This window comes from Mucilaginibacter hurinus (genome assembly GCF_003324525.1).
Classification (GTDB): Bacteria; Bacteroidota; Bacteroidia; order Sphingobacteriales; family Sphingobacteriaceae; genus Mucilaginibacter; species Mucilaginibacter hurinus.
This window is the reverse complement of the sequence record NZ_QGDC01000004.1, coordinates 103,998-126,857: the sequence shown is the minus strand read 5'-3', so window position 1 is coordinate 126,857 and position 22,860 is coordinate 103,998. Positions and strand designations below refer to the sequence as shown.

The 22,860-nt window shown below is 43.8% G+C and carries 18 protein-coding genes and 2 tRNA genes; 8 read left to right on the top strand and 12 right to left on the bottom strand.

The annotated features are described in order from the left end of the window. Positions 1–33 precede the first annotated feature (33 nt). The gene (locus tag DJ568_RS08250) at positions 34–1,629 is read right to left on the bottom strand and encodes a hypothetical protein (protein WP_114004793.1); all 1,596 of its coding nucleotides are present in this window, start codon (positions 1,627–1,629) and stop codon (positions 34–36) included. An 88-nt stretch (positions 1,630–1,717) separates the two neighbouring features. Here DJ568_RS08250 and DJ568_RS08245 point away from each other — a divergent pair, with 88 nt between their 5' ends. Further along, positions 1,718–2,107: a DUF423 domain-containing protein gene (locus DJ568_RS08245; RefSeq protein WP_114004792.1), complete on the top strand. Its 390-nt coding sequence runs from the start codon at positions 1,718–1,720 to the stop codon at positions 2,105–2,107. 8 nt (positions 2,108–2,115) lie between these two features. Next, positions 2,116–4,599, top strand: a complete 2,484-nt coding sequence (gene priA / locus DJ568_RS08240; RefSeq protein WP_114004791.1) for a replication restart helicase PriA — start codon at positions 2,116–2,118, stop codon at positions 4,597–4,599. Here the strand turns inward: priA and DJ568_RS08235 are convergent. Beyond that, entirely contained in the window at positions 4,571–4,924 is a 354-nt protein-coding gene (locus DJ568_RS08235) for a hypothetical protein (protein WP_114004790.1), read from the bottom strand. The genes priA and DJ568_RS08235 overlap by 29 nt on opposite strands. Before the next feature lie 427 nt (positions 4,925–5,351). Here DJ568_RS08235 and DJ568_RS08230 point away from each other — a divergent pair, with 427 nt between their 5' ends. After that, positions 5,352–7,715, top strand: coding sequence for an alpha-L-rhamnosidase-related protein (locus DJ568_RS08230; protein WP_114004789.1), 2,364 nt, complete (start codon positions 5,352–5,354; stop codon positions 7,713–7,715). 22 nt (positions 7,716–7,737) lie between these two features. Continuing rightward, positions 7,738–9,534, top strand: coding sequence for an FG-GAP-like repeat-containing protein (locus DJ568_RS08225; protein WP_158534897.1), 1,797 nt, complete (start codon positions 7,738–7,740; stop codon positions 9,532–9,534). On the opposite strand, the gene DJ568_RS08220 is transcribed toward DJ568_RS08225, so the two are convergent. Next, the gene (locus DJ568_RS08220; protein WP_114004787.1) at positions 9,524–10,099 is read right to left on the bottom strand and encodes a PAS domain S-box protein; all 576 of its coding nucleotides are present in this window, start codon (positions 10,097–10,099) and stop codon (positions 9,524–9,526) included. The genes DJ568_RS08225 and DJ568_RS08220 overlap by 11 nt on opposite strands. 80 nt (positions 10,100–10,179) lie before the next feature. Here DJ568_RS08220 and DJ568_RS08215 point away from each other — a divergent pair, with 80 nt between their 5' ends. After that, positions 10,180–11,061, top strand: coding sequence for a TPM domain-containing protein (locus tag DJ568_RS08215; RefSeq protein WP_114004786.1), 882 nt, complete (start codon positions 10,180–10,182; stop codon positions 11,059–11,061). Positions 11,062–11,154: 93 nt separating this feature from the next. Here DJ568_RS08215 and DJ568_RS08210 read toward each other — a convergent pair whose 3' ends face one another. Together DJ568_RS08210 and DJ568_RS08205 are read right to left on the bottom strand one after the other, a co-directional pair. Beyond that, positions 11,155–11,457: a hypothetical protein gene (locus tag DJ568_RS08210; protein ID WP_114004785.1), complete on the bottom strand. Its 303-nt coding sequence runs from the start codon at positions 11,455–11,457 to the stop codon at positions 11,155–11,157. A 224-nt stretch (positions 11,458–11,681) separates the two neighbouring features. After that, positions 11,682–12,401: a DoxX family protein gene (locus tag DJ568_RS08205; RefSeq protein ID WP_114004784.1), complete on the bottom strand. Its 720-nt coding sequence runs from the start codon at positions 12,399–12,401 to the stop codon at positions 11,682–11,684. A gap of 239 nt (positions 12,402–12,640) precedes the next feature. Here DJ568_RS08205 and DJ568_RS08200 point away from each other — a divergent pair, with 239 nt between their 5' ends. Further along, complete coding sequence (locus DJ568_RS08200; protein WP_114004783.1) at positions 12,641–13,384, top strand: SDR family oxidoreductase; 744 nt, start codon at positions 12,641–12,643, stop codon at positions 13,382–13,384. A 33-nt stretch (positions 13,385–13,417) separates the two neighbouring features. On the opposite strand, the gene DJ568_RS08195 is transcribed toward DJ568_RS08200, so the two are convergent. From DJ568_RS08195 to DJ568_RS08175, 4 genes are all read right to left on the bottom strand, one after another. Continuing rightward, the gene (locus DJ568_RS08195) at positions 13,418–14,860 is read right to left on the bottom strand and encodes an aminotransferase-like domain-containing protein (RefSeq protein WP_114004782.1); all 1,443 of its coding nucleotides are present in this window, start codon (positions 14,858–14,860) and stop codon (positions 13,418–13,420) included. 1,005 nt (positions 14,861–15,865) lie between these two features. After that, positions 15,866–15,950 (bottom strand) — tRNA-Leu (locus DJ568_RS08185). A gap of 53 nt (positions 15,951–16,003) precedes the next feature. Further along, positions 16,004–16,076, bottom strand: a tRNA-Gly gene (locus DJ568_RS08180). Positions 16,077–16,180: 104 nt separating this feature from the next. After that, complete coding sequence (locus DJ568_RS08175; RefSeq protein WP_114004780.1) at positions 16,181–16,663, bottom strand: regulatory protein RecX; 483 nt, start codon at positions 16,661–16,663, stop codon at positions 16,181–16,183. 60 nt (positions 16,664–16,723) lie between these two features. Here DJ568_RS08175 and DJ568_RS08170 point away from each other — a divergent pair, with 60 nt between their 5' ends. Further along, positions 16,724–19,183, top strand: a complete 2,460-nt coding sequence (locus DJ568_RS08170) for a bifunctional UDP-N-acetylmuramoyl-tripeptide:D-alanyl-D-alanine ligase/alanine racemase (protein ID WP_233496653.1) — start codon at positions 16,724–16,726, stop codon at positions 19,181–19,183. A 19-nt stretch (positions 19,184–19,202) separates the two neighbouring features. Further along, positions 19,203–19,823, top strand: coding sequence for a DUF502 domain-containing protein (locus DJ568_RS08165; RefSeq protein ID WP_114004779.1), 621 nt, complete (start codon positions 19,203–19,205; stop codon positions 19,821–19,823). Between the two features lie 194 nt (positions 19,824–20,017). Here the strand turns inward: DJ568_RS08165 and DJ568_RS08160 are convergent, their stop codons facing one another. From DJ568_RS08160 to DJ568_RS08150, 3 genes are all read right to left on the bottom strand, one after another. Beyond that, positions 20,018–21,286 (bottom strand): TCR/Tet family MFS transporter, encoded by a 1,269-nt coding sequence (locus DJ568_RS08160; protein WP_114004778.1) that lies wholly within the window; start codon positions 21,284–21,286, stop codon positions 20,018–20,020. 160 nt (positions 21,287–21,446) lie between these two features. Next, positions 21,447–22,049, bottom strand: a complete 603-nt coding sequence (gene lepB / locus DJ568_RS08155) for a signal peptidase I (RefSeq protein ID WP_114004777.1) — start codon at positions 22,047–22,049, stop codon at positions 21,447–21,449. Positions 22,050–22,139: 90 nt separating this feature from the next. Then, positions 22,140–22,847: an LOG family protein gene (locus DJ568_RS08150; RefSeq protein WP_114004776.1), complete on the bottom strand. Its 708-nt coding sequence runs from the start codon at positions 22,845–22,847 to the stop codon at positions 22,140–22,142. Positions 22,848–22,860: the final 13 nt, after the last annotated feature.

Sequence of the window (22,860 nt, the reverse complement as noted above, 5' to 3'; positions counted from 1 at the left end):
TTGTACGTCATTTGCTGAGATATGTTCGGCTGGTTACTTAGCTGTTTCTATGGTGTCTTCGTCTTCCAACGGGTTTAAACCAATACAAAAGTTTGTATAAAAGTTTTTATCCGAAGCGGTTAGTTGATATGATGCACCATAAACATCTTTCCAACCGGATGTCTCATCGTTAAATTGGGTATAAATTTCGCCCAGCAGGTCACGCTTCAATACGGCGTTCGAGTTCTTGAAGTTAATAAATGCGCATACGTTGCTCCTTTGCGACATCAGGTTATCAAAGTCGTCGTATCCCTCGGTTTTAGCCAAAAATTTACGGTTAATATAGGTTTCATAGTAACTGTCAATCTCTTTTATACTATTGGCGAGTATGAGGTAATTGTCAATTATCAAAAAGTAAGGTTTCCTGAACATGGCAAAAGCGTCACCAAGCAAGTGGTACGGCACACGGTCATAATTAAACCGGCCCCGGTCGCCGCTTATTGCGGTGCTCACATTCATTAGTACGGGTGTAAGCCGTGAGCCGTTTTTTACTGAAATAATAGCAATTTTCTCCTGAAAACGGGTGGTTACTATAGCAAACTCGTTACCCAGCGCGTCGTTAAACGCTGACCTCAGGTCTACGCCGGTTTCGTTATCAATGCTGTAAAACAACGCGTTGCGTTTTTTAGCAATGCCCTGATTTTTTTGCAATAACGACAGGTCCGCAATAAAGCGGCGAATATTTGACATGGCGAAACTTGAATAATAAGCCGTTGTAGACGGGAAAATGTCTTTTAAGTTGTTTTCTACCGCTTGTTGATTAATGAACAAATTAATGTAGCTGGCAGAGGTGCCAATATCCGGCGTAGTAGTGCCGTTAAACATTAACGCGTCGCTTTTATAATTCAGACTTAAAATTCCGGTAGCCGAAAGCTTTTTTATATTGCTGAATAATCCTGTTTCATGCTTAAATAAACTACTTAAAAGTGGCTTTACCTGGGTATAGTTGATATACAGGTTAGCTAACGAGTTAGAGTTTTGTTGGGCCGGGAGCAGGCTAAAACGCTGTTTATCACGTATGCCGAAATGGGCGCACTGTTCAATAAGCGCTTTAGAGAAGCTGCCCGAAAAAATATTTTTACCCTTGTTGATAATGAAAAAGGGCTTGTTTAAGGCTTTAATGAAGATAGCATAACCTCGTTTTCCTGATGCGTTAAACGGGGATATGGTCATGTCTTTACCTGCTAAGGTTGTAAGTTTATCAAGCTCGCTACTTTCAAAGCCATTTTCGGCTGCCATAGTCATTAAAAAGTCGGCACCGTAGCCTTTTGCGGGATGCACGGATAGAAAGACATTTTGACCGTAGAAAAAAGAATTGAGCGTGGTTTTCTTTAACAGGTGTTTACGAACGGTGTCTAACTCGGCGAGCGTTTGCTTGCCGGCAACGGCGGTTAAAAGCCTGTTATCTTTAAAAATGTCGTAAAAGCCTTCATCATTGGTAAATTCAAATACCAAAGCAGCGCTATCGGGTATATTACGTATTATTTGATCAGTACGCAGGCCGGGCGGGCTTAAATTTTTAAAATAAGCGTAGGTGATATAGCCGGCGGCTACCAGCAAAATTCCGGTGAGTATAACTAATCTTTTCATCTACGTGTTTACACTTGCAATTTAGCGATTTTATACCAAGCGTACAGGTATCTTCCAAAATTGAGTAACTTAGGGGTTTTATCTTAAAATGGAAAAACAAATCATATTGACCGCAGCCGTGCTGGGCGCTTTGGCTGTAATACTTGGCGCATTTGGCGCACATGGTTTGAAACCGCATATCGCTCCGGCCGAATTGGATGTTTGGCAAACTGCTGTACAATATCATTTTTACCACGTTTTCGCCTTGCTCTTCCTGTCAACACTTACGCAAACCGGCGGCGGCCTGGTAGGATTTGCTTATTACGCGTACCTGATAGGCATTATCTTGTTTTCGGGCTCACTATACCTGTTAGCCTGTCGCTATGTTTTGGGCTGGAGCTGGTTGGCTATCCTGGGGCCTGTAACACCCCTGGGCGGTTTATCACTTATTTGCGGGTGGGTATTGATGGCCATTGCCGCGTGGAAGCAGCTTAAATAAGCCAGCCGATGTTAGAGTTTGCCGAAGCACAACACGCGGATAGAAAAACACTGTTCATAGAGGTAATATTGCCGCTTGCGATAGCGAAAAACTACACCTACCGTGTGCCCTATGAGATGAACGAAGCTATAGAGATAGGCAAGAGGGTGGTAGTGCAGTTTGGTAAAAGCAAGCTTTATACTGCTATCATTTTATCAATAGGGGAGAAAGCTCCTGAAAAATACGAGGCAAAGTACGTTCTGGAGGTTTTAGATGATAAGCCATTAGTTACCCATGCGCAGTTGCAATTGTGGCAATGGATAAGCGAGTACTATATGTGTCATATAGGCGAGGTAATGCATGCGGCTCTGCCATCGGTATTAAAGCTTGCAAGCGAAACCAGGATAGTTTTAAATAAAGGCTTTGAGTACGACCGTACACAATTGCATGACAAGGAGTTTTTAATAGCCGAAGCGCTGGACCTGCAGCCTGAATTAACTGTAAGCGATATAGCCAAATTACTCGGGCAAAAAACCGTGATGCCTGTATTAAAAATGATGTTTGAAAAAAACATTATTCATATATCTGAAGAGGTTAACGATAAGTACAAACCGCGAAAACGTACCTTTATTTCCCTTAACCCACTATACCGCGACCAGGACAACCTTCGTGAGGTATTCACCATACTGGAGCGGGCACCAAAGCAAGCAGATGCCTTACTTGCATACATTAAGCTGTCGCGACAGCAAAAATCTGTATCAAAAAACGATATAATAGAGGCCAGCGGGGCAGGAGCGGCTGCTATAAAGGCACTCTTGGATAAAGAAGTTTTTGTTGCTGAGGAAGTTAATGTGAGCCGTTTACTGTATGAGGCTGAAGAAGAGACGGGCTTGTTCAACTTAAGCGATACCCAGCAAACTGTGCTGGATGATGTCAGGCGTCAGTTAGAGGACAAAGATACAGTGCTGCTATATGGCGTTACCTCGTCAGGGAAAACGCAATTATACGTACGTTTGATAGAGGAGATGATTGCCACCGGCAGGCAGGTATTATACCTGTTGCCGGAGATCGCTTTAACCACACATATCATTGAGCGGCTTCGCGCTTACTTTGTTGCGTCCATCGGCGTTTACCATTCACGCTTTAATGATAATGAGCGGGCGGAGGTTTGGCAGAAAGTACTGAACAATGAGTACAAGGTAGTACTGGGCGCGCGATCATCGGTATTTTTGCCGTTTGCCGACCTGGGTTTGATAATAGTTGACGAAGAGCACGAGACATCTTATAAACAATTTGACCCGGCGCCGCGCTACAACGCACGCGACGTGGCGATATTTTTGGCCAACTTATATAAGGGTAAGGTACTGCTCGGGTCAGCTACGCCTTCTTTTGAAAGCTACTTTAATGCCCGTATACATAAGTATGGCCTTGCAGAAATGATAGAACGATTTGGCGGTGTGGAATTACCGGTAACCGAAGTGGTTAGCATTACTGCAGAAACCAAACAGAAAACCATGCAATCGCATTTCACCGGCGTATTGATGAAAGACATAGAGGAGGCGCTTGCCAATAAGGAACAGGTAATATTGTTTCAAAACAGGCGTGGATACGCCCCGCTGCTCATGTGCAGGATTTGTGCCCACACGCCAAAGTGTATTAATTGCGATGTAAGCCTTACCTATCATAAAAGCAGTGGCAAGCTGCATTGCCATTACTGTGGTTATAAAGAGGATTCGCCTGTAATTTGCCCGGCTTGCGGATCAACACATTTGGAATATAAGGGGTTTGGTACCGAAAAAATTGAGGATGAACTACGGATGATACTGCCGAATGCACGCGTTGCGCGCATGGATATGGATACCACACGCTCGCGCAATGCCCTGCAAAATATGTTAAATGACCTTGAAGAAAAAAAAATAGATATACTGGTAGGCACGCAAATGGTAGCCAAAGGGCTCGATTTCTCGGGCGTCACGGTAATAGGTATTATAAACGCGGATAGCCTGCTGCGGTTTCCGGATTACAGGGCAAATGAACGCAGTTACCAGATGCTGGCGCAGGTTAGCGGCAGGGCCGGCCGGCGTGGTAAAAGGGGCAAGGTGGTTATACAAACTTATGACACCAACCACCGGGTAATAAAGCAAGTCATCGAAAACGACTATCATGACCTTTACTTTACCGAGATGGAGGAACGTAAATCTTTTCATTATCCGCCATATTATCGAATTGTAAATCTGGATATTAAGCATAAAGATCCTGAGGTGCTGTACAACCAATCAGTATATTTAGCAAACGAACTTCGTAAGCAATTCGGCGAACGCGTAATCGGGCCGCATCCACCTTTAGTAAGCCGTATACGCAATTACTATATACAGGCGATTATGCTCAAGTTTGAAAAAGACGGCTTATCTATCAACAAAGCAAAAACTGTTATAAGGGATATTATAACACAGTTTCAAACCACCAAATTAAGTAAAGGGAGCATCATTCAGCCCGATGTGGATCCTTATTAACCTGACGGATATCATTAACTTTTATTTGCGGTAAGCCAATATTTGCTGCAAGGCCGCATTGAAAGCGGGTAGCCAATTGATCGTATGTTAAAGTAACGTTCAGGTTATCCTGTTTAAACGCTTCGTCAAGATTTTGCGGTGAGTAATCTATCTGGTCTATACGTATAACCCAGCCGCAGCCGTCGGCTTTGATATTCCCAAAATCTAATACAACGCCGTCGGCTTTCTTTGATTTATTATCATCTTTTTTACATCCCATTGGGCCTGTAGATACCAGCAGCGCTAATGCCAGTGTTAAGGTTTTATATAATGTAGTAATGTTCACTTCAAATAGCTTTGCAGATATTACGTGAACTAGCCATACAATGCTACATTGATGATACTAATAAAAGGATATATGCTTTAATAGTACTCAAACTGCATTTGATAGCCTAACCGCTTAGCATTGGGTTGTGCATTCCGGGTTAGTCACACATGGCGCCATGTAGGCCAAGCACAATTCCTATCCGAAATGAAAAAATTAACGACCAGGCTAATTATGTAACCGCTACTTAGCAAACCGCCCAGGTGGCGCAAATTGTCTATAAAACAATAAATTACAGCTGCCACCGCACTAAGCAGTACTGTTATAATTAATGGCTGCACCAACCATAGCCAGGTCCATTCTTAAATGTCATCACAGTTCATAACAGTTGTTAAAACAGTGCCGCCTATTTTAGCAGGAATTATAATCCGCTATTTTCTTATTTATCATGAAATACCTTTTTGTATTAGTCGCTGGTATGTGTTTGTTATTAACCAAACAAGGCCGCTGCCAGGACACTTTACGAGCAAACACCGCCTGGAATGCGCAATGGATAGGCGTGAATATATTGTTTGATAAGGGAACAACATATGGGGTTTATTATTTCCGTAAAAGTATTGATGTAGCAGGTAAGCCGTCAAAGTTTATTATTCATGTTTCGGCCGATAACCGGTATAAGCTGTATGTTAATGGTAAGCTGGCGTCAGTCGGGCCAACACGCGGCGACTTTTATAATTGGAACTATAATACGGTTGATATCGCCAAATATCTTAAGGCTGGTAAGAACAGCATAGCCGCAGTTGTTTGGAACGAGGCCGACCTGCGCCCCGAGTATCAGTCAAGCCTCCGGTCTGCATTTATTGTACAGGGTAACACGGCCGCCGAGGAGGTAATTAATACTAACGGCAGTTGGAAGTGTGTTCAGGATAAAGCCTTTGATGCGGTATGGGGATATTTTGTGGCAATAAACGGCCAAAAGGTTGACATGAATAAAACTATAACTGACTGGCATACAGCAGCCTTTGACGACAGTAAATGGCCAACGGCAGCAAGCCTTTTTGCGGGACAGCCCAAAGGATTTACTGACGGGTTTGGTTATATGCTGGTACCATCGCCGCTGCCAGCCATGGAGATGACTTACCAGCCAATTACGGAAGTGCGCCAGGTTGCCGGTATGGACGTACCAAATCCCATTCCCAAAAAAGTTTTGCCGTTAACTATTCCTGCCAACAAGAAGGTGATGATATTACTGGACCAAACTTATGAAACCAACGCATACGTTACCTTAAAGTTTAGCCAGGGCCAGGGTGCCGGTCTGTCTGTAGGTTACGCCGAATCTCTGTTTGATTATATACCTACAAAAGGCATGCGTAAAAGTAATCGGAATGACGTAGCGGGCAAGGATTTCAGGGGTTTAACAGACACCATTACGTCTAACGGCAAAGCCGGTCAGGCGTTTACTACGTTTAACTTTCGTACATACAGATATTTAAGGCTATATGTGCAAACAAAAAATTCACCATTGGTAATTGATAGTTTGTACGGCACTTTTACCGGCTATCCGTTCAAGCAGCCATCGGTTTTCAGTTCAGACAATACCGAGATACAAAAGATATTGGATATTGGTTGGCGCACAGCAAGGTTAAATGCTTTTGAAACTTATACCGACTGCCCGTATTATGAACAATTGCAGTACATAGGCGATACGCGCATACAAGCGCTGGTAACTTATTTTAACAGCGCCGATGACCGTTTGCCGCGCTATGCGTTAAACCTTATGGATCACTCGCGTTTACCCGAGGGTGTTACACTGAGCCGGTACCCTAGCCATACCACTCAAATCATATCTACCTTTTCATTATGGTATATTGGTATGTTGCACGATTACTGGATGTACCGGAGCGATGCGGACTTTGTTAAAAACAAGCTTACGGGTTGTAGAGCCATAATGGAATTTTTTGCTAAGTACCAGCAACCCGATGGCTCCTTAAAAAATACACCGTACTGGACGTTTGTTGACTGGGTAGGCGGTACCGGCTGGCGAGACGGTGCGGCGCCCAAAGGAAGCGATGGAAGCTCGGCTATTGTTGATCTGCAATTGCTGTGGGCGTACCAATGGGCCGCTGCTATGGAGGCTAAAATCGGGTCTGTGCAATACGCCGCGCTTTATGCAGGTAAAGCCACGAAGTTGCAGCAAACCATCCAATCAAAATACTGGGATTCCGGTAAAAAGCTATTTGCTGATACCAAGGAAAAAAACACATTTTCGCAGCATGCCAACGCACTGGCTTTGCTAACAAATATGGTAGCCGATGAGGATATGCCTGCGTTTGGTAAAAGGCTGTTAAACACTCCCGGATTAACACAATGCACTATTTATTTTAAATATTACCTGCACCAGGCACTTGTAAAAGCCGGGTTAGGCGACGACTACTTAAACTGGCTCGACGTTTGGCGTAATAATATCAATATGGGGCTTACTACATGGGCTGAAACCTCAGATTTAAACAATACGCGGTCGGATTGCCATGCGTGGGGATGCAGCCCGAACATTGAGTTTTTCAGGAGCGTTTTGGGGATTGATAGTGATGCCGCTGGTTTTAAAAAGGTAAAGATTGAACCCCACCTGGGTACGCTTACCAATGCTAGCGGAGAGATACCCCATCCCAACGGGAAGATTTTGGTAGCTTATGTGTTGAAAGATAGCAAGTGGAAGATAGGTATTGACCTGCCGCAAAATACTTCGGGCACTTTTGTTTGGAAGGGAAAAACATATCCGCTTAAAGCTGGCGAAAACATCTTTGTAATTTAACGTAATTCCTTACATGTCTTCCATGAATTTTAATGCCCTGCTTTTACTGTTGCTGGCATTAGCAACTACCGTCGGCGTTTTCGCTCAGCCCAAGGTAACAACATTAACCCCATCCCGCGGACCGGTGGGTACACAAATAACTATAAGCGGTGATGGGTTCTCTGCTATCTCCGATAGTAACACAGTGTTTTTTGGCCCCGTACGCGCAAGTATTAATAGTGCTAATTCTACGCGACTCCTGGTTACAGTGCCCGCTGGCGCTAAGTTCGGACCGGTTAACATTATCAATAAGCAAACCCGGCTTAGCTGTATGTCTGACAAGGATTTTGAGCTTACTTTCTCGCCCGAACCTACGTCGCTCGCTAGTAAAGTAAGGTTGCCCGGCATAACGGGTGTTGCTGATTTGCAATTGAACGACATGGATGGCGATGGTAAGGCGGACTTGCTTGCCACGTCGCCTACCGCGCGCCAGCTTATAGTGTTGCGAAATAAAACTAAGACAGGAGAAATAGATACCGGTTCTTTTGCTGCTCCGATAAAGTATACAACCGGCCCGCAACCAGGCATTGTAGCCATAAACGACCTTGACGGCGATGGTAAACGCGATGTGATATTAATGAATACAGGGTATAGCACTGTTGCCAACGCGAACAATTCTCTGTCCTTTTTTCAAAATGTAAGTACGCCGGGACATATAAAATTATTCAACATTGTTATAACTGATAGCACTGAAAAAGCACCTGCAAGTTATAACTTTCAGCTAAAACCGGGCGATAAAGTGACGCGCTTCCATGACGTTGACGGCGATGGTAAACCGGATATGCTTGTTCTTAATTCAGCCGGATACCTATCAATATATCGCAACGTATATATTGCAGGCAAGCCATTTAAAACCATGTTTGGTGCTCCGGTTGCAATCCCTTTTGATTTTGAGCCGTCAAGCTTTAATATAGGTGATATGGACGGTGATGGTAAGCCGGATATCGTAGCGGCGAGCCCCTCAACTTCGGCACTGGCACTTTTGCGTAATAATGCGCTAAAAGGCGTCATTACCGCTTCTTCGTTTCAGTATGTAAGTGTGACTCTAAATTTTATGCCGGTGAACTTCAGTCTTTGCGATATGGATAAAGACGGCAAAACAGACGTCCTTATCAGCAAAACCGGGGGGAAAGCGCCGGTGCTTATCCATAATACATCAACAACGGGGAAATTCAGCGGTATACCAATCAGCCTTAACAGCATTAACCTGGTAAGTGATTACTATAATAATTTTGTATTGCCCGATGCTAGCGGCGACGCCAGGCCGGATTTGGTAACCTACAACACCGATTTTAGTGCTGTTAGTTTATATAACAACAAGGCAGGGCCGGGTCAAATAAATAAGGACTATTTTAAAGACGAAGTTACCTGCCCGGTAAGTACCCTGCCCGACTGGATAGGTGACCTTGATGGAGATGGTTTACCTGAAATAATGATTGGAAGTGCTTTTGGTATTGACATTTACCGCACTGAGGCTTCCGCGTCGCTACTAACGATCAATAAACTTCCGGTTAACAAAGTAATTAAGGATGAAATAGCCATTTATCCCAATCCGGCGTCAATCTATACAAATCTAAAATACACGTTACCCTTTAATTCAAACGCCACGGTTATAATTTATGACGATCATGGCAAAGCGTTAAAATCTTTTGAAACCGGTCAAAAGACCGCGGGGAGCCACGTTATGGCTTTGGAACTGGCCGGATTAACAAAAGGTGTTTATGTTATAATCATTAGCGCGGGGGAGTATGCCCGGGCAGGCAAATTGATTATTGAATAGTTACTTGATAACCATCAGTCGGTATAGCTGTTAACATGACATTCCCGGATTTTTGGCCGGCAATAACATGCACGGTTATTTCTACGGTCATTACATCCCCGTTTTTTTTAACATGACGTTGCACGCCTACGCAGTTAATACCTGTTTTTAGATCTTTAAAGGCTCCAATCAATTTATTAATATCTTCTGGCAAGCTAATGTCAAGGGCAGACATAGTTAAAAATTCGTGGCGGCTGTACCCATACGCAACCGTAGCTGCATCGTTAACAGTGGTAAATAGCATCGTGCGCCTGTTAATGATCCACATGGGGCTACTGTTATAATCAAAAAAGCTGCGGTATTGCTTCTCGCTTTCTGCCAGGCGTTTTGTATGCATGTTAATCAGCTTATATAACAACAAGCCGGTAATTAATACATAGCCGATGCCCTTTACGCCGTTTAACAGCAAAAGCAATTGAATATCAAGGCTATTTTGCAGCATCAGCAGTAACTGGTCGCTTAATGTGATCCACAAAATGCCCGCAACTACATAAATAACCGCGATTTTTAAAGCGCCCGCGTTCATGTTTAGTAATTGGTTTAATTATGCGTTTAAGGTAAGTAAAAAATTATTTTTATTTTCACCTTAATTTTACCAACCTGCACATGAAAAGATTGTTTACTATCCTGTTTGTTTTTATCGGTTTAACTGCATTTTCTCAAATACCAAAGCCTTTGCCGGATACTTATGTAAACGACTTTGCCTCCCTATTAAATGAGGATCAAATCGATTCGTTAAACAAAAAAATACATATTATAGAAAAGCAATCAGGGGTACAGCTCGCGCTGGTATTGGTTAACGAAATTCCCAAAGATTATGAAATAGAAGATTATTCATTGCTGATAGCACGGAAATGGGGGGTAGGCAAAAATGATGACGGATTGGTTTATGTAGCTGCTATAAACCAGAGAAAGCAACGCATGGAGGTAGCTCGAGACTTAGAAGGTAAGATACCTGACATAATAGCTTTTGAAATAATGGAGCGTTTAAAACCATATTTTAAAAATAAAAATTATTACAATGGCTTAAATGTATTGGTAGATAACATTGCACAAGAACTATCTGTTGATTTAGGACAATTAGCCATGGAAACCTATAGCAATGACGAACCACCTTTGCCCGTCGTTGAATGGTATGATTATGTAATAGCCGGCATAGTCCTTTTAGTAATTTTGACGCTGTTTTATGGTTTGATACGCTTTATAAAGGCCGTGCGTAAAAATATAAAAGTGATTGAAAACCAAAGATACATGGATTTGATTAATAGGGGCCGCACCTTTAATGCTATACCTGAACAACGTTACCGTGAACGTGATTACCGACCGTATGATCGACAGTCAGATCGTCCGGGACGATCATATAAGACTGAATCTTCTAATGGATATAAAAGCGATACCAGCAAATACGGCAACTGGGGCGGAAATAAGGGCCGGGACTCACAATCAAATAAGGGGTTCTCAGGTGGTGGGGCAACGTCAGATTGGTAATTTGGCATTAGATGAGGATAGTCGTATCAACTTAAGTTTATATTTGAACAGTGATATCCCTTGCAACTTTCACAAAAACCCAACAGATGCCAGCTAACGCGGATTAGAGCTAGTAAGGAAGTAGTTTACCAGCTGTTCCCATTCTTGGGCTAAAGACACCGACGGACGTTGCCGCCCTGCCTGTTTATACCAGTAATCCGCGTTCCAAATATCACCCTCTTTACGATGAAGATAGGCATGCACCCACGCCGCCTGCCGGTCGCTGAGCTGGTCAACTTCCGCATGTGCGCGGTCCCAGTCTCCTTTGCCGTCATACCACAGGCTTTTTAAATAGACTGAAAAAGTGCTGTCGGGGTGAGGGAATTGAAGGGAGGCTTTGAAGTCGAGGAGCGTCATTGTATAGCAATTGAGCTCAAAGATAGCATGGATAGTTTTGCTGTTAAAAATAAAACTTAATCGATTCGTTACACGTGCAGCTTGTGGGGGAGTAGATAGTTGTTATCCTTAAACTGTTTTAGAGTTAAATTTCTTTGAACAACATAATCTTTTGACCCCTCAAAAATATATCGACTAAAAGGTATAGGAATGAGAATCTGTTGTAAAAGGATGCGCTGGCTTCATCAGTCATTTGCATTGCTTTGGGTCTTAACGCTATGTTCATATCTCTTTAGCGCTTCGTCTAGATATACTCCCTTATTGTGGATGCTTTCACAAAATATTTTACAAGCTGCAGGATTCTCGCTATCATCACACTGGGTTTCACAATCTGATAACGTATTACGCGGCATCAAATTAAAAATATGTGTAACTGTAAAGCCCACAGTCAGGAAGGTGGCCAACACAAGGGCAAAAAACTTTATAGGAAATTTTTTGTCAGGCGCTGTTGTTACTACCGGCGGAGTATTGAATGGTAAAATAAATTTAATACGTTCGTAATGCCAGCAAAGCAGGTACAGGCAGGCAATAACCATTAAAGGCGCTGTTAGCAGGGATCCCTCAAACCTGACAGCAAGGGAGAGGATAAGGATATTAAATATAATTGCAAGATACAGCAGGCTGCCAAGTGCTACCGTACGTGGTATTAGTAAAAGTAAGGCAGCAAATATTTGTGCGTAGCCAATAAAAGTATAATAGTAACCGGTGTGATACAGGGCTTCAAGGTAGCGCCCCATCGGTTGATTGTTATGCAGATCAGTAAAGCGCTCACCTATGATTTTAACGTACCCGGGAAATAGAAAACCCACGGCAAGTACAAGCCGGGTAAAAGTGGTAAAGTATTGCATCCAGCGATTATTTCGCGCACGTGTATGTAATTGGTCAAGCCTGTATTTTAACAGCATATAAAAGTACTTTTTTTTACAAAGTTAATTAGTAATTTTAAATTTCAAAGTAAAGTTGTCCTGATTTTTTGGGCGTCGCCGGACGGCGCCCCCGTTTAATATAATTTAAGTGACGCTTCGCTTAACTTTCGAACAGAAAAGTAATGTCGATCTTAATTGACACTGGACTGCCGCTAATCAAAAAAGTGGATGGCCTGGTTGATACCAAAAGTTCTTTCATTTGAAAAAACATTTAGCATATGAGAATTTTAGTAATAGGCGGGACAGGCTTGACCGGCAGAAAAGTTAGCCAAAAGTTAGCAGAAGCTGGGCATGAGGTGGTTATTGGATCACCATCACAGGGCGTGGATATTTTAAGTGGAGCAGGCCTGGCGGAGGCGCTTGCTGGGACAAAAGTGGTGATCGATCTTTCTAACTCGTCTTCTCCGGAGGATGAAACCGCGCTAAACTTTTTCCGTAATGCCGCAAAAAATCTAATTCCCGGAGAGAAGTTAGCGGGCGTTAAACATCATTTGGTCTTGTCAATTGTGGGTACCGACCGTGCGCAGTACATCGGTTATCTCCGAGCGAAGAAAGAACAAGAGGACCAGGCGAGGGCATCAGGTATACCGTATACCATCATCAGGTCAACTCAGTTTCATGAGCATATTACAACCATCATTAATGTACAGGGCAACGAGAATGAAACACATGTCTCGTCGGTAGATTACCAGCCGATCGCAGTGGATGATGTCGCTGAACTAATCGTGCGTTTTGCACTTGAAGAACCGAAGAACGCGATTGTGGAGATTGCGGGTCCGGAAAAAGATGCCATGACCAGATTTGTTTCTCAATACATCGATATTAAAGGCAGCGTCAAACAACTAATCGCTGATGATAATGATCGGTATATGTATTTTGATATACCTAAAGATCTTCTAGTGCCACTGGGCGACTTTTACACCGGCTCTACCCGATTTGAAGATTGGCTGCGATCACACTAGTACACAAATAAAAGCAGGCCAATTGGCTTGCTTTTATTTTACCTCGTTCCACGACTTAAAAAACGTAGCCATTTCGGCATCATTTAAGGATGCAAAGCCCAGGCGAAGGCCGTTGACATCTGGATGATAAGGATACCGGCTGCCTTCGTTGATAAATATGCCTTTCGCTGCCATTCGTTCTGATAATAATGTGATTGAATAGTCACGGTCAAAGGTCGCCCAAACCGCCATCCCGCCTTGTGGCGCTAAAAATTCTCCTATACCGGATATGGTCTGTCTTAACTCCTCGCAGAACGCATCCCGCCGTTTCTGATACAATTTGACAGAATTTCGGATATGCTTTTGCATTTCACCGGTCTGAAAAAGATATCCCACCGACTCCTCAATTAATACATCGCCGCGGATAGCTATAACTTGTTTAAGTTTAGCGGCCTGACGGATCAAACTTTCGCCAGCCACCAGATATCCTAAACGGAAGGAGGGTGCCAGTATCTTGGAGATTGATCCGATGTAAGTTACGTAACCCTCGTGTTCAGCGCTGGCCAAGGGCAAAATAGGGCTGTGGGCATAATGAAAATCGTAATCATAATCATCCTCAATCACCGGTAACTGATATTTCCTGATGATATCCAGTAATCTTAATCGTCTTTCAACACTGAGGGTGACGGTTGTAGGATGGTGATGGTGCGGAATAATATAAAGAAGGTCAGGTTTACCTGATCTACAAATGCATTCGATGGCATCTACATCGACCCCATGTTCGTCAACCTTTATTTTGAGCAAACGTGCGCCCAATTGCTCAAATAAACGATCTGCCAACGCATAGTTAAGGTCCGCGACGATTACAGAACTGCCGGGTTTGAGGATTATGCTGGCGACGATAAATATCGCCATTTGCGCGCCTTGTGTAACCATGATATTTTCCGGCCCTATACGAAGTGCACGGGTGGCGGCTAAGAACGACGCCAATTCTGCACGCAATGTGGGACTGCCGGCCCAATCACCGGTCAGTAACGGACTGTGCAGATAGGCCTTGCCCGCCAAATTGCGATAGCGATCCATGACTGCATTTAGAGGTGCTATCCTTTGATCAGGAAAACCGTCATTAATCAGCAACTCAAAGGGGCGTTCGTGCTTTATTGTTGGTGCTTCGGGGATGCTCGTGCCTGAATAGCCATTCGCCTGAAATGGTCGGGGTTTAATGATCGGTAGTCGGTCCGATACAAATATCCCTTTTCTGGGTTTTACTTTGAGCCAGCCTTCGGCCACCAATTCATCATAAGATGCCACGACGGTTGTGCGGTTCAAAGACAATATAGATGCCATCTGCCGGCTAGAGGGCAACTGATGCCCCGGCTGAAGTTTACTGCTTCTGATCAGCCCCATAATGGCGCGAGCGACCTGATAAAACACCGGAACGCCAGAATTGCGGTTTATAATGATGAGCGTACGGAAAGGTAATGACTGAACCGCCATGGACTAAGTAGTTGAGCAAACAAAATTAACACCTTTGCTTGTAAAAGCTAACTTCACGACGCTGGATATAAATATAAAAATTACGAGTACTCCTTTATCTAGCTACCTAATTTCCGTCGCATTCTGACAAGCAGAAATAAGGGTTACTAATAAATGAACCACGGCGCTGGAAAGCAAAAGAGAAGCAGCGCATAAAAAGCAGCTAATATTCTTAAAGCGCACGGTACTGGAATTACTATTAGAAGGAGGAAATAAATTGGATAGAACAGAAATACCGAACGGCTGGTTCTGTTTCCAACTATTTGATTGCAAACTGCATTGGATATTTTATCCCGCTAAATACTCAGAGCGGGTCCCGATAGCTATCGGCACGAACCCGCACGCCGGCGTGCAAAAAAAAAGCCAATCGGAAAGGATTGACTTTTTGCTTTTTGTACTCAGAGCGGGTCCCGATAGCTATCGGGACGAACCCGTACGCCGGCGTGAAAGAAAAAAAGGCAATCGGGAATGATTGGCTTTTTTGTTCAATTTACTCAGAGCGGGTCCCGATAGCTATCGGGACGAACCCATACGCCGGCGTGCAAAAAAAAAAGCAATCGGAAAGGATTGACTTTTTGCTGAATGTACTCAGAGCGGGTCCCGATAGCTATCGGGACGAACCCGTATGCCGGCGTGCAAAAAAAAAAGCCAATCGGAAAGGATTGACTTTTTGCTGAATGTACTCAGAGCGGGTCCCGATAGCTATCGGAACGAACCCGCACGCCGGCGTGCAAAAAAAAAAGCCAATCGGAAAGGATTGACTTTTTGCTGAATGTACTCAGAGCGGGTCCCGATAGCTATCGGGACGAACCCGCACGCCGGCGTGCAAAAAAAAAGCCAATCGGAAAGGATTGGCTTTTTTGTTGAATGTACTCAGAGCGGGTCCCGATAGCTATCGGGACGAACCCGTACGCCGGCGTGAAAGAAAAAAAGCCAATCGGGAATGATTGGCTTTTTTGTTCAATGTACTCAGAGCGGGAATCGAACCCGCACGCCTGTTGAGGGCACAGGATTTTAAGTCCTGCGTGTCTACCAGTTCCACCATCTGAGCAGGCGGTTAACCTTTTAACAATAAATCCCTTCTTTGTTACCGGAAGGGATTTGAGCGAAAGACGAGATTCGAACTCGCGACCCCGACCTTGGCAAGGTCGTGCTCTACCAACTGAGCTACTTTCGCGTTGGTTATTCAAACCGTGAAGCAAATGCTTCGTTGTTTGTGGCTGCAAATATAGAGAGAAAACTAAATCCTGCAAGCAAAACACTTAAAAAAATATTAAAAATTTATAACTCGCTGGCTTTCAAAACTTCTGCAATAAGGTCATTTTCAAATCCACGGCTCATAGCGTATTGCTGCAGCTTGTATCGGCGTTTAAATGGATCTTTTTCTTTTACCAATGGGGCTTTTTTGTTGATAAGCGTATGTAACACCTGCCAATAGTCTTCGGCATCAATGCCCAGCAGGGCCTTTTTTATCAATACATCCGGTACCTGTTTTAATTTTAAGCCCTGTTTTATTTTTATACGGCCCCACTGCTTCTGGTTAAATTTGCTGCGGGCATAGGTGCGCGCAAAGCGTTCTTCGTTCAAAAAATTATCGGTGATCAGCCTGCTTATAACCGTTTCTACAATTCTGCCAACCACGCCCCATTCATACAGTTTGTTGCGCACTTCTTGTTGCGAGCGTTCCTGGTAGGCACAATAATGCTCTGCTTTGCGCATAGCGGTGTTTTCATCGGTAATTTTTATGGTTTTTGTCGGCTCCATTCAAACCAAAATTCGCTAAAATTCTTGTATTGGCAGAAATATAAGCAAATTAGTGTCGTGATGCACAAAAGGTATACAACAAGCCAGGTTAAGCAAATAATTAACGCCTCAGGCGATATTTTCGCTGATAATTCAATTAATATATTACTTACCGACAGCCGCCGAATTAGCAACCCTTCGGGCGCTATATTTTTTGCCCTAAGCGGCCGGCGCAATGGCCACGAGTTTGTAGCCGAAGCCTACAATGCCGGGGTGCGTGATTTTGTGCTGAAACAACAACCAGAAGGCTATTTTCCTGAAGCAAACCTGCTGATCGTCGAAGATGTGCTATTGGCTTTGCAAAAGTTAGCTGCTTACCACCGCGAACAATTTGATTTGCTTGTTATCGGTGTCACCGGCAGTAACGGCAAAACCATCGTTAAAGAATGGCTTTACCAACTCTTGTCGGCAGATAAGAATATTGTACGTAATCCTAAAAGCTATAATTCGCAAATAGGAGTACCGCTTTCTGTTTGGCAGATGAATGAGAAAAATGACCTGGGGATTTTTGAGGCGGGAGTGTCAACGGTAGGTGAAATGGATCGCCTTGAATCTATTATAAAGCCGCAAATAGGTGTACTTACCCATATTGGGTCGGCACATGATGAGGGCTTTGGCGACCGCGACGAAAAGATTATTGAGAAGCTGAAGTTATTTAAAAACTGCCGTTTGCTGGTGTATAATTATGAGCAGATGCTCGGATATAAAGAGGAGATACAACCGCCCGAACGTTTTATATGGAGCCGCAATTTTAACCAGGCTGATTTGTATGTGTTCAGTGAAGCTGTCATCGAAAAAAATTATTACCTGCGCGCCATGTATAAAGGCGACGAAATTGAATGCCTGATTCCTTTTAAAGACGAGGCTTCGGTTGAAAACGCTATTGTGTGCTGGGCAACTATGCTGGCATTGGGTTATAGTGCGGCTGATGCTGATGACCGCATTGAACGGCTTACGCCGGTGAGTATGCGCCTTGAGCTAAAAAATGGTATAAATGATTGCTCTGTTATTGATGATAGCTACAATTCAGACGTCCAGTCGCTTGAAATAGCGCTGAACTTTTTGAGTCAGCAAAACCAGCATCAAAAAAATACGCTCATCCTGTCTGACATTTACCAGTCGGGTTTGCAGGAGGATGTTTTGTATAAACAGGTAGCCGACTTAGTGAAGGCAAAGAAAGTAAATAAATTTATAGGCATAGGAGCAGCCCTTGAAGCGCATAGTAATTTATTTGAAGTAGCTGAAAAAAGTTTTTATCCGGATACCGCCGCGTTTCTTAACGAGATGCATGCGCATCCGTTTCGTAACCAAACTATATTGCTAAAAGGCTCGCGCAGTTTCGAGTTCGAAAAAATTAGCCGCTTATTGGTGCAAAAGGCGCACGAAACGGTGATGGAGATAAACCTGAATGCCTTGCTGCACAACCTGAATTTTTACCGTTCAAAACTTAACCCCGGGGTTAAGGTAATGGCCATGGTTAAAGCATTTTCATACGGCAGCGGCACTTATGAGCTGGCTAACGTATTGCAATATAATAAGGTTGATTACCTGGCAGTTGCCTATGCAGATGAAGGTGTAGCCTTAAGGCAGGCAGGTATAACCGTGCCGCTGGTGGTGTTAAATACCGAAGTATCTGCATTTGATAAGCTTACTGAATTTAAGCTGGAGCCGGTGATATACAGCTTTGGCTTGTTTGATGAATTTATAAAGCATGCGCAGGATAATAATATTTTTAACTACCCGGTACATATAAAAATTGATACTGGTATGCACCGGCTGGGTTTTGAGGATTTTGAGATTGAAACATTGTGCGACCTGTTGGAAGAAAATCCTTACGTGCGGATTCAATCCGTATTTTCGCACCTGGTAGCCAGTGATACAGAGGAACATGATTTGTTCACTTTGAAGCAAATTAATGCGTTTGAAAAAGCATTTACACAAATTGAGGAGGTGTTGGGTTACAAGGTTATAAAACACATATGCAATACATCAGGCATTATTCGCTGGCCTGCGGCGCAGTATGATATGGTGAGGCTGGGCATTGGCTTGTACGGCATTGATGCCTGCATACCGCCGGCAGAAAACTTACTGCAGCCTATAGCAACTTTAAAAACAAGCATATCGCAAATAAAAAAGGTATTGGCCGGCGATACTGTAGGTTACAACCGCAATGGCAGCCTGGCTAAAGACGGGCGTATAGCAACTGTACGTATTGGTTATGCTGACGGCTATTTGCGGGCGTTTGGCAACGGTGTAGGAACTATGCTTATAAAAGGGCAGCTTGTGCGGACCGTTGGCAATATATCAATGGACATGTGTATGATAGATGTAAGCGAGGTAGAAGTAAAAGAAGGAGACGAAGTAATAGTGTTTAGTAACAAACATCCGATAGAAGAACTGGCACGCCAGATAGGCACCATACCATATGAAATTTTAACTAATGTTTCGCAGCGGGTAAAAAGAGTGTACTTTTATGAATAATTGATACGTTCATAATTCCATGAAGAGAATAGCCGCCGCCTTACTTAATTATTTTGTAAAAGGATTACTGGTTGTAGTACCCATTGGCGCGGTTTTTTTTCTTTTATTTTGGTTTGTATCGACTCTGGACAGTGCACTAAACCTGAGTGACGTATTCTGGACCGACGCTAAAGGGAACCCGATTTATATTCCCGGACTCGGTATTCTTAACGTTATAGTAATTATCCTGATTGCGGGCATACTGGTAACCAATGTTGTTACCGACCCTATAAAGCGCTGGTTTGAGCGTTGGGTAAACCGCTTTCCGTTATTCAAGTTCCTTTACTCTTCGGTGAAGGACCTTACCGAAGCTTTTGTGGGTGAAGAGAAAAAATTCAGCGAGCCGGTGTTGGTTGAAGTAAATGAGTTTGGCCTTAAAAAGATAGGTTTCCTGGTAAAAAAGGATATGTCCGCCCTGGATCTGCCGGGGGAGGTAGCTGTTTATTTCCCGCTGTCGTACTCGTTTGCCGGCCAGGTAGCCATAGTTGCCGCGGATAAAATAAAACCTATTAACCGCAGCGCTGCAGAGGTAATGAAATTCATCGTATCCGGCGGTGTAAGCGGACTGGATGCCCCCCAACCCCCTAGAGGGAGAGTATAAATATCAAACACTGAATTTTGAATGATGAATATCGAAGTAAACTTCATATTCAGTATTGGTTATTATTTCCTCGGGCGTGTCAAAGTTTCTTTAATAAGTATAATATCGAGTGCTGAATTTAAATGTCGCATATCCAGGTAAACTTCATTTATTATTGGATATTCAGCATTCTATATTATCTTCTATTGATCAGCCTATTCTTTAGGCTTTTCAAAAGCTCCCCCTTCAGCGGGCTGGGGGGCATGCACCTTTTTAAAACTACGTATAGCTAATAGAGTACTCGCCAGCATTAACACCGCGCCTAAAAAAAAGGGTGCGCCGGGCATGTGTACAGGCGCGCCCGGCTTGGTAAAATAATAAAAGATGTATGACATTATCCAGGGGCCAAATATGGCGCTTAGGCTCATCAAGCTTGTTAATCCCCCTTGCAGTTCACCTTGTTCATTGGGGGGGACTTCGTTGCTCATTATACCCTGCAATGCCGGGCCCGCTATACCGCCAAGTGCATAGGGTACTAAAAAAGCAAACATCATCCAGCCCTCTGTTGCCACCCCAAAAAGGGCCAAACCAACAGTATACAGGAGCAGGCCTATCCATATACTGCGTTGCAAACCCAGCTTTGGTATGGTGATGCGTATCAACCCACCCTGTACAATAGCTACCATCAAGCCTACAAAGCCTAACGAATATCCCACAACATCTTCGCTCCACTTAAATTTATACATGGTAAAAAATGTCCACACACTTTGCACGGCCTGTCCGGCAAAGTATACCAGGAACAGGGATGCCGCCAGGCCAATAACAGCAGGGTATTTTATCAACTGCATTAAGGAACCCATCGGATTTGCCCGTGTCCATTCAAAAGGCCGGCGATGCTCATCATCAAGCGACTCCGGAAGTACAAAAAATCCATACAGGGCGTTGGCAAAGGCCAAACCAGCGGCTGCGAAAAAAGGGTACTGTACATCATACTTACCTAATATGCCGCCTAAAACCGGACCGATGATAAAGCCAACGCCAAAGGCTACGCCTATCATGCCGAAGTTTTGCGCGCGTTTTTCGGGCGGACTAACATCTGCGATATAGGCTGACGCCGTAGTAAAGCTGGCGCCGGTTATGCCAGCGATAATGCGACCCAAAAATAACCAGCCGATAGTAGGAGCAAAGGCGAGGAACAGGTAATCAATACCAAACCCTACAAGTGATGCCAGTAGTACCGGCCTGCGGCCAAACCTGTCGCTAAGGTTACCCACCAACGGCGAAAACAGAAACTGCATCACCGAATACGCAAGTGTTAGCCAGCCGCCGTACAGTGCGGCATCGCTCAAGTCGCCGTCTATCAGCTTTTCTATCAACTTAGGAAAAACAGGGATGATTATGCCCAAGCCTATTACATCAATAAGTAGTGTTAAGAATATAAAACTCAAAGCCGCCGGACGTTTTTGAGAGGTAAGTTGTTCCATGGCTGTAAAAGTACAATATTCCATATTAGCTTATAATCAACGTATGCATAATATATGCAAGGCGTTAACTCAGATATAGTTAAATCCGATTCCGATGTATCCAGGCGAACTTTGCTAAGAATAAAAACCTGCCCTAAAGGTTGCTACGGAAGCAGATATATCAATGGCTAATTGCTGTTGAGATTATGTCCTTTTCGTTTATAAATCCTAAATATCTCGAATCCATCGCATCGTGCCGGTTATCGCCCAGTAAGAAATAGCTTTTGGCGGGCACTTTAACCGGGCCGAAATTATCCGGTGTAAATCCTCTACTTTTAAAGTCGAGATGAAGTGCATTTGGTGTTCCGGGGAGTATTCTCCTTTTCAATGAGAGACGATATTCTTTTAGTTGATTCTCGCTAAGTGTCACGCTGAAACTGTCAGCGCCTATAGGCTGAACTTCAATACCCATACTTTTAAAATAGCCCTCTACTTCGCCAAGTTGTAAGTTGTTTATCACGTACTCATTCCATACATAGGGTTCACCTATTTTAACATTGTTTCGGTATACAGTGGCATCTTTAACTTCTATTATGTCGTTCTCCTTTCCGATGCACCTAAATATGTTTACCCCTTGCTCCCGGTGATTAAACACAATAAATGCACCTGTTACAGGCCTCTTTAAACTCGAAGCAATCAGGCGGGTTCCGGGTTGTATCGCCGGTTGGTTGGCAGACGTCGGAACATTGTAAATATCAATAGCGTGTGTTACCCTGCCAACCACCCATCAGGTGCAAAGCAAACCTATAAGGGAAGCCAGAATTATAATTCCTTTTTTCATATTGTGATAATTGGTTAGGTTATTTAAGCATTGCTAGAAATTTGGCTTCAGCATGTACTTTTCATAAAATTTAAAGATATGCGCGGTGGCTTCTTCGGCAGTGTCAACCAGCCTGTACAATTTCAAATCCTCCGGACTGATATTCTTCTCTTTGTTCAGCATCGTTTTTTCGGCCCAGTCAAACAGGTCTTTCCAATAATCAGTGCCAACAAATACAATAGGAAAACGGGCTATCTTGCCGGTTTGTATCAGCGTAATGGCCTCAAAAGCTTCGTCAAGGGTGCCAAATCCACCGGGGAGCACGATAAAGCCTTGTGAGTATTTCATAAACATTACTTTGCGCACAAAAAAGTAGTCGAATTCCAGCAGCTTATCCCGGTCAATATATTTATTATGATATTGTTCAAACGGCAGTTCAATATTCAGACCTACTGACTTTCCGCCGGCCTCGTGCGCCCCTTTGTTGGCCGCCTCCATAATGCCGGGCCCACCGCCTGATATAACCCCATACCCATGCTCGGTAAGCCTCCGCGCTATCTCTACCGCCATTTGATAGTAATCATGCTCAGGACTGGTGCGGGCTGATCCGAAAATGGATACGCATGGCCCTATGCGGGCAAGCTTCTCAAAGCCATCCACAAACTCAGCCATAATTTTAAATATCTGCCAGGAATCGGTTACTTTTATCTCGTGCCAGTTCTTGTTATCAAATGCTGATCTGATTCTTTCGTCGCCCGTCATATTCTCCATAAGT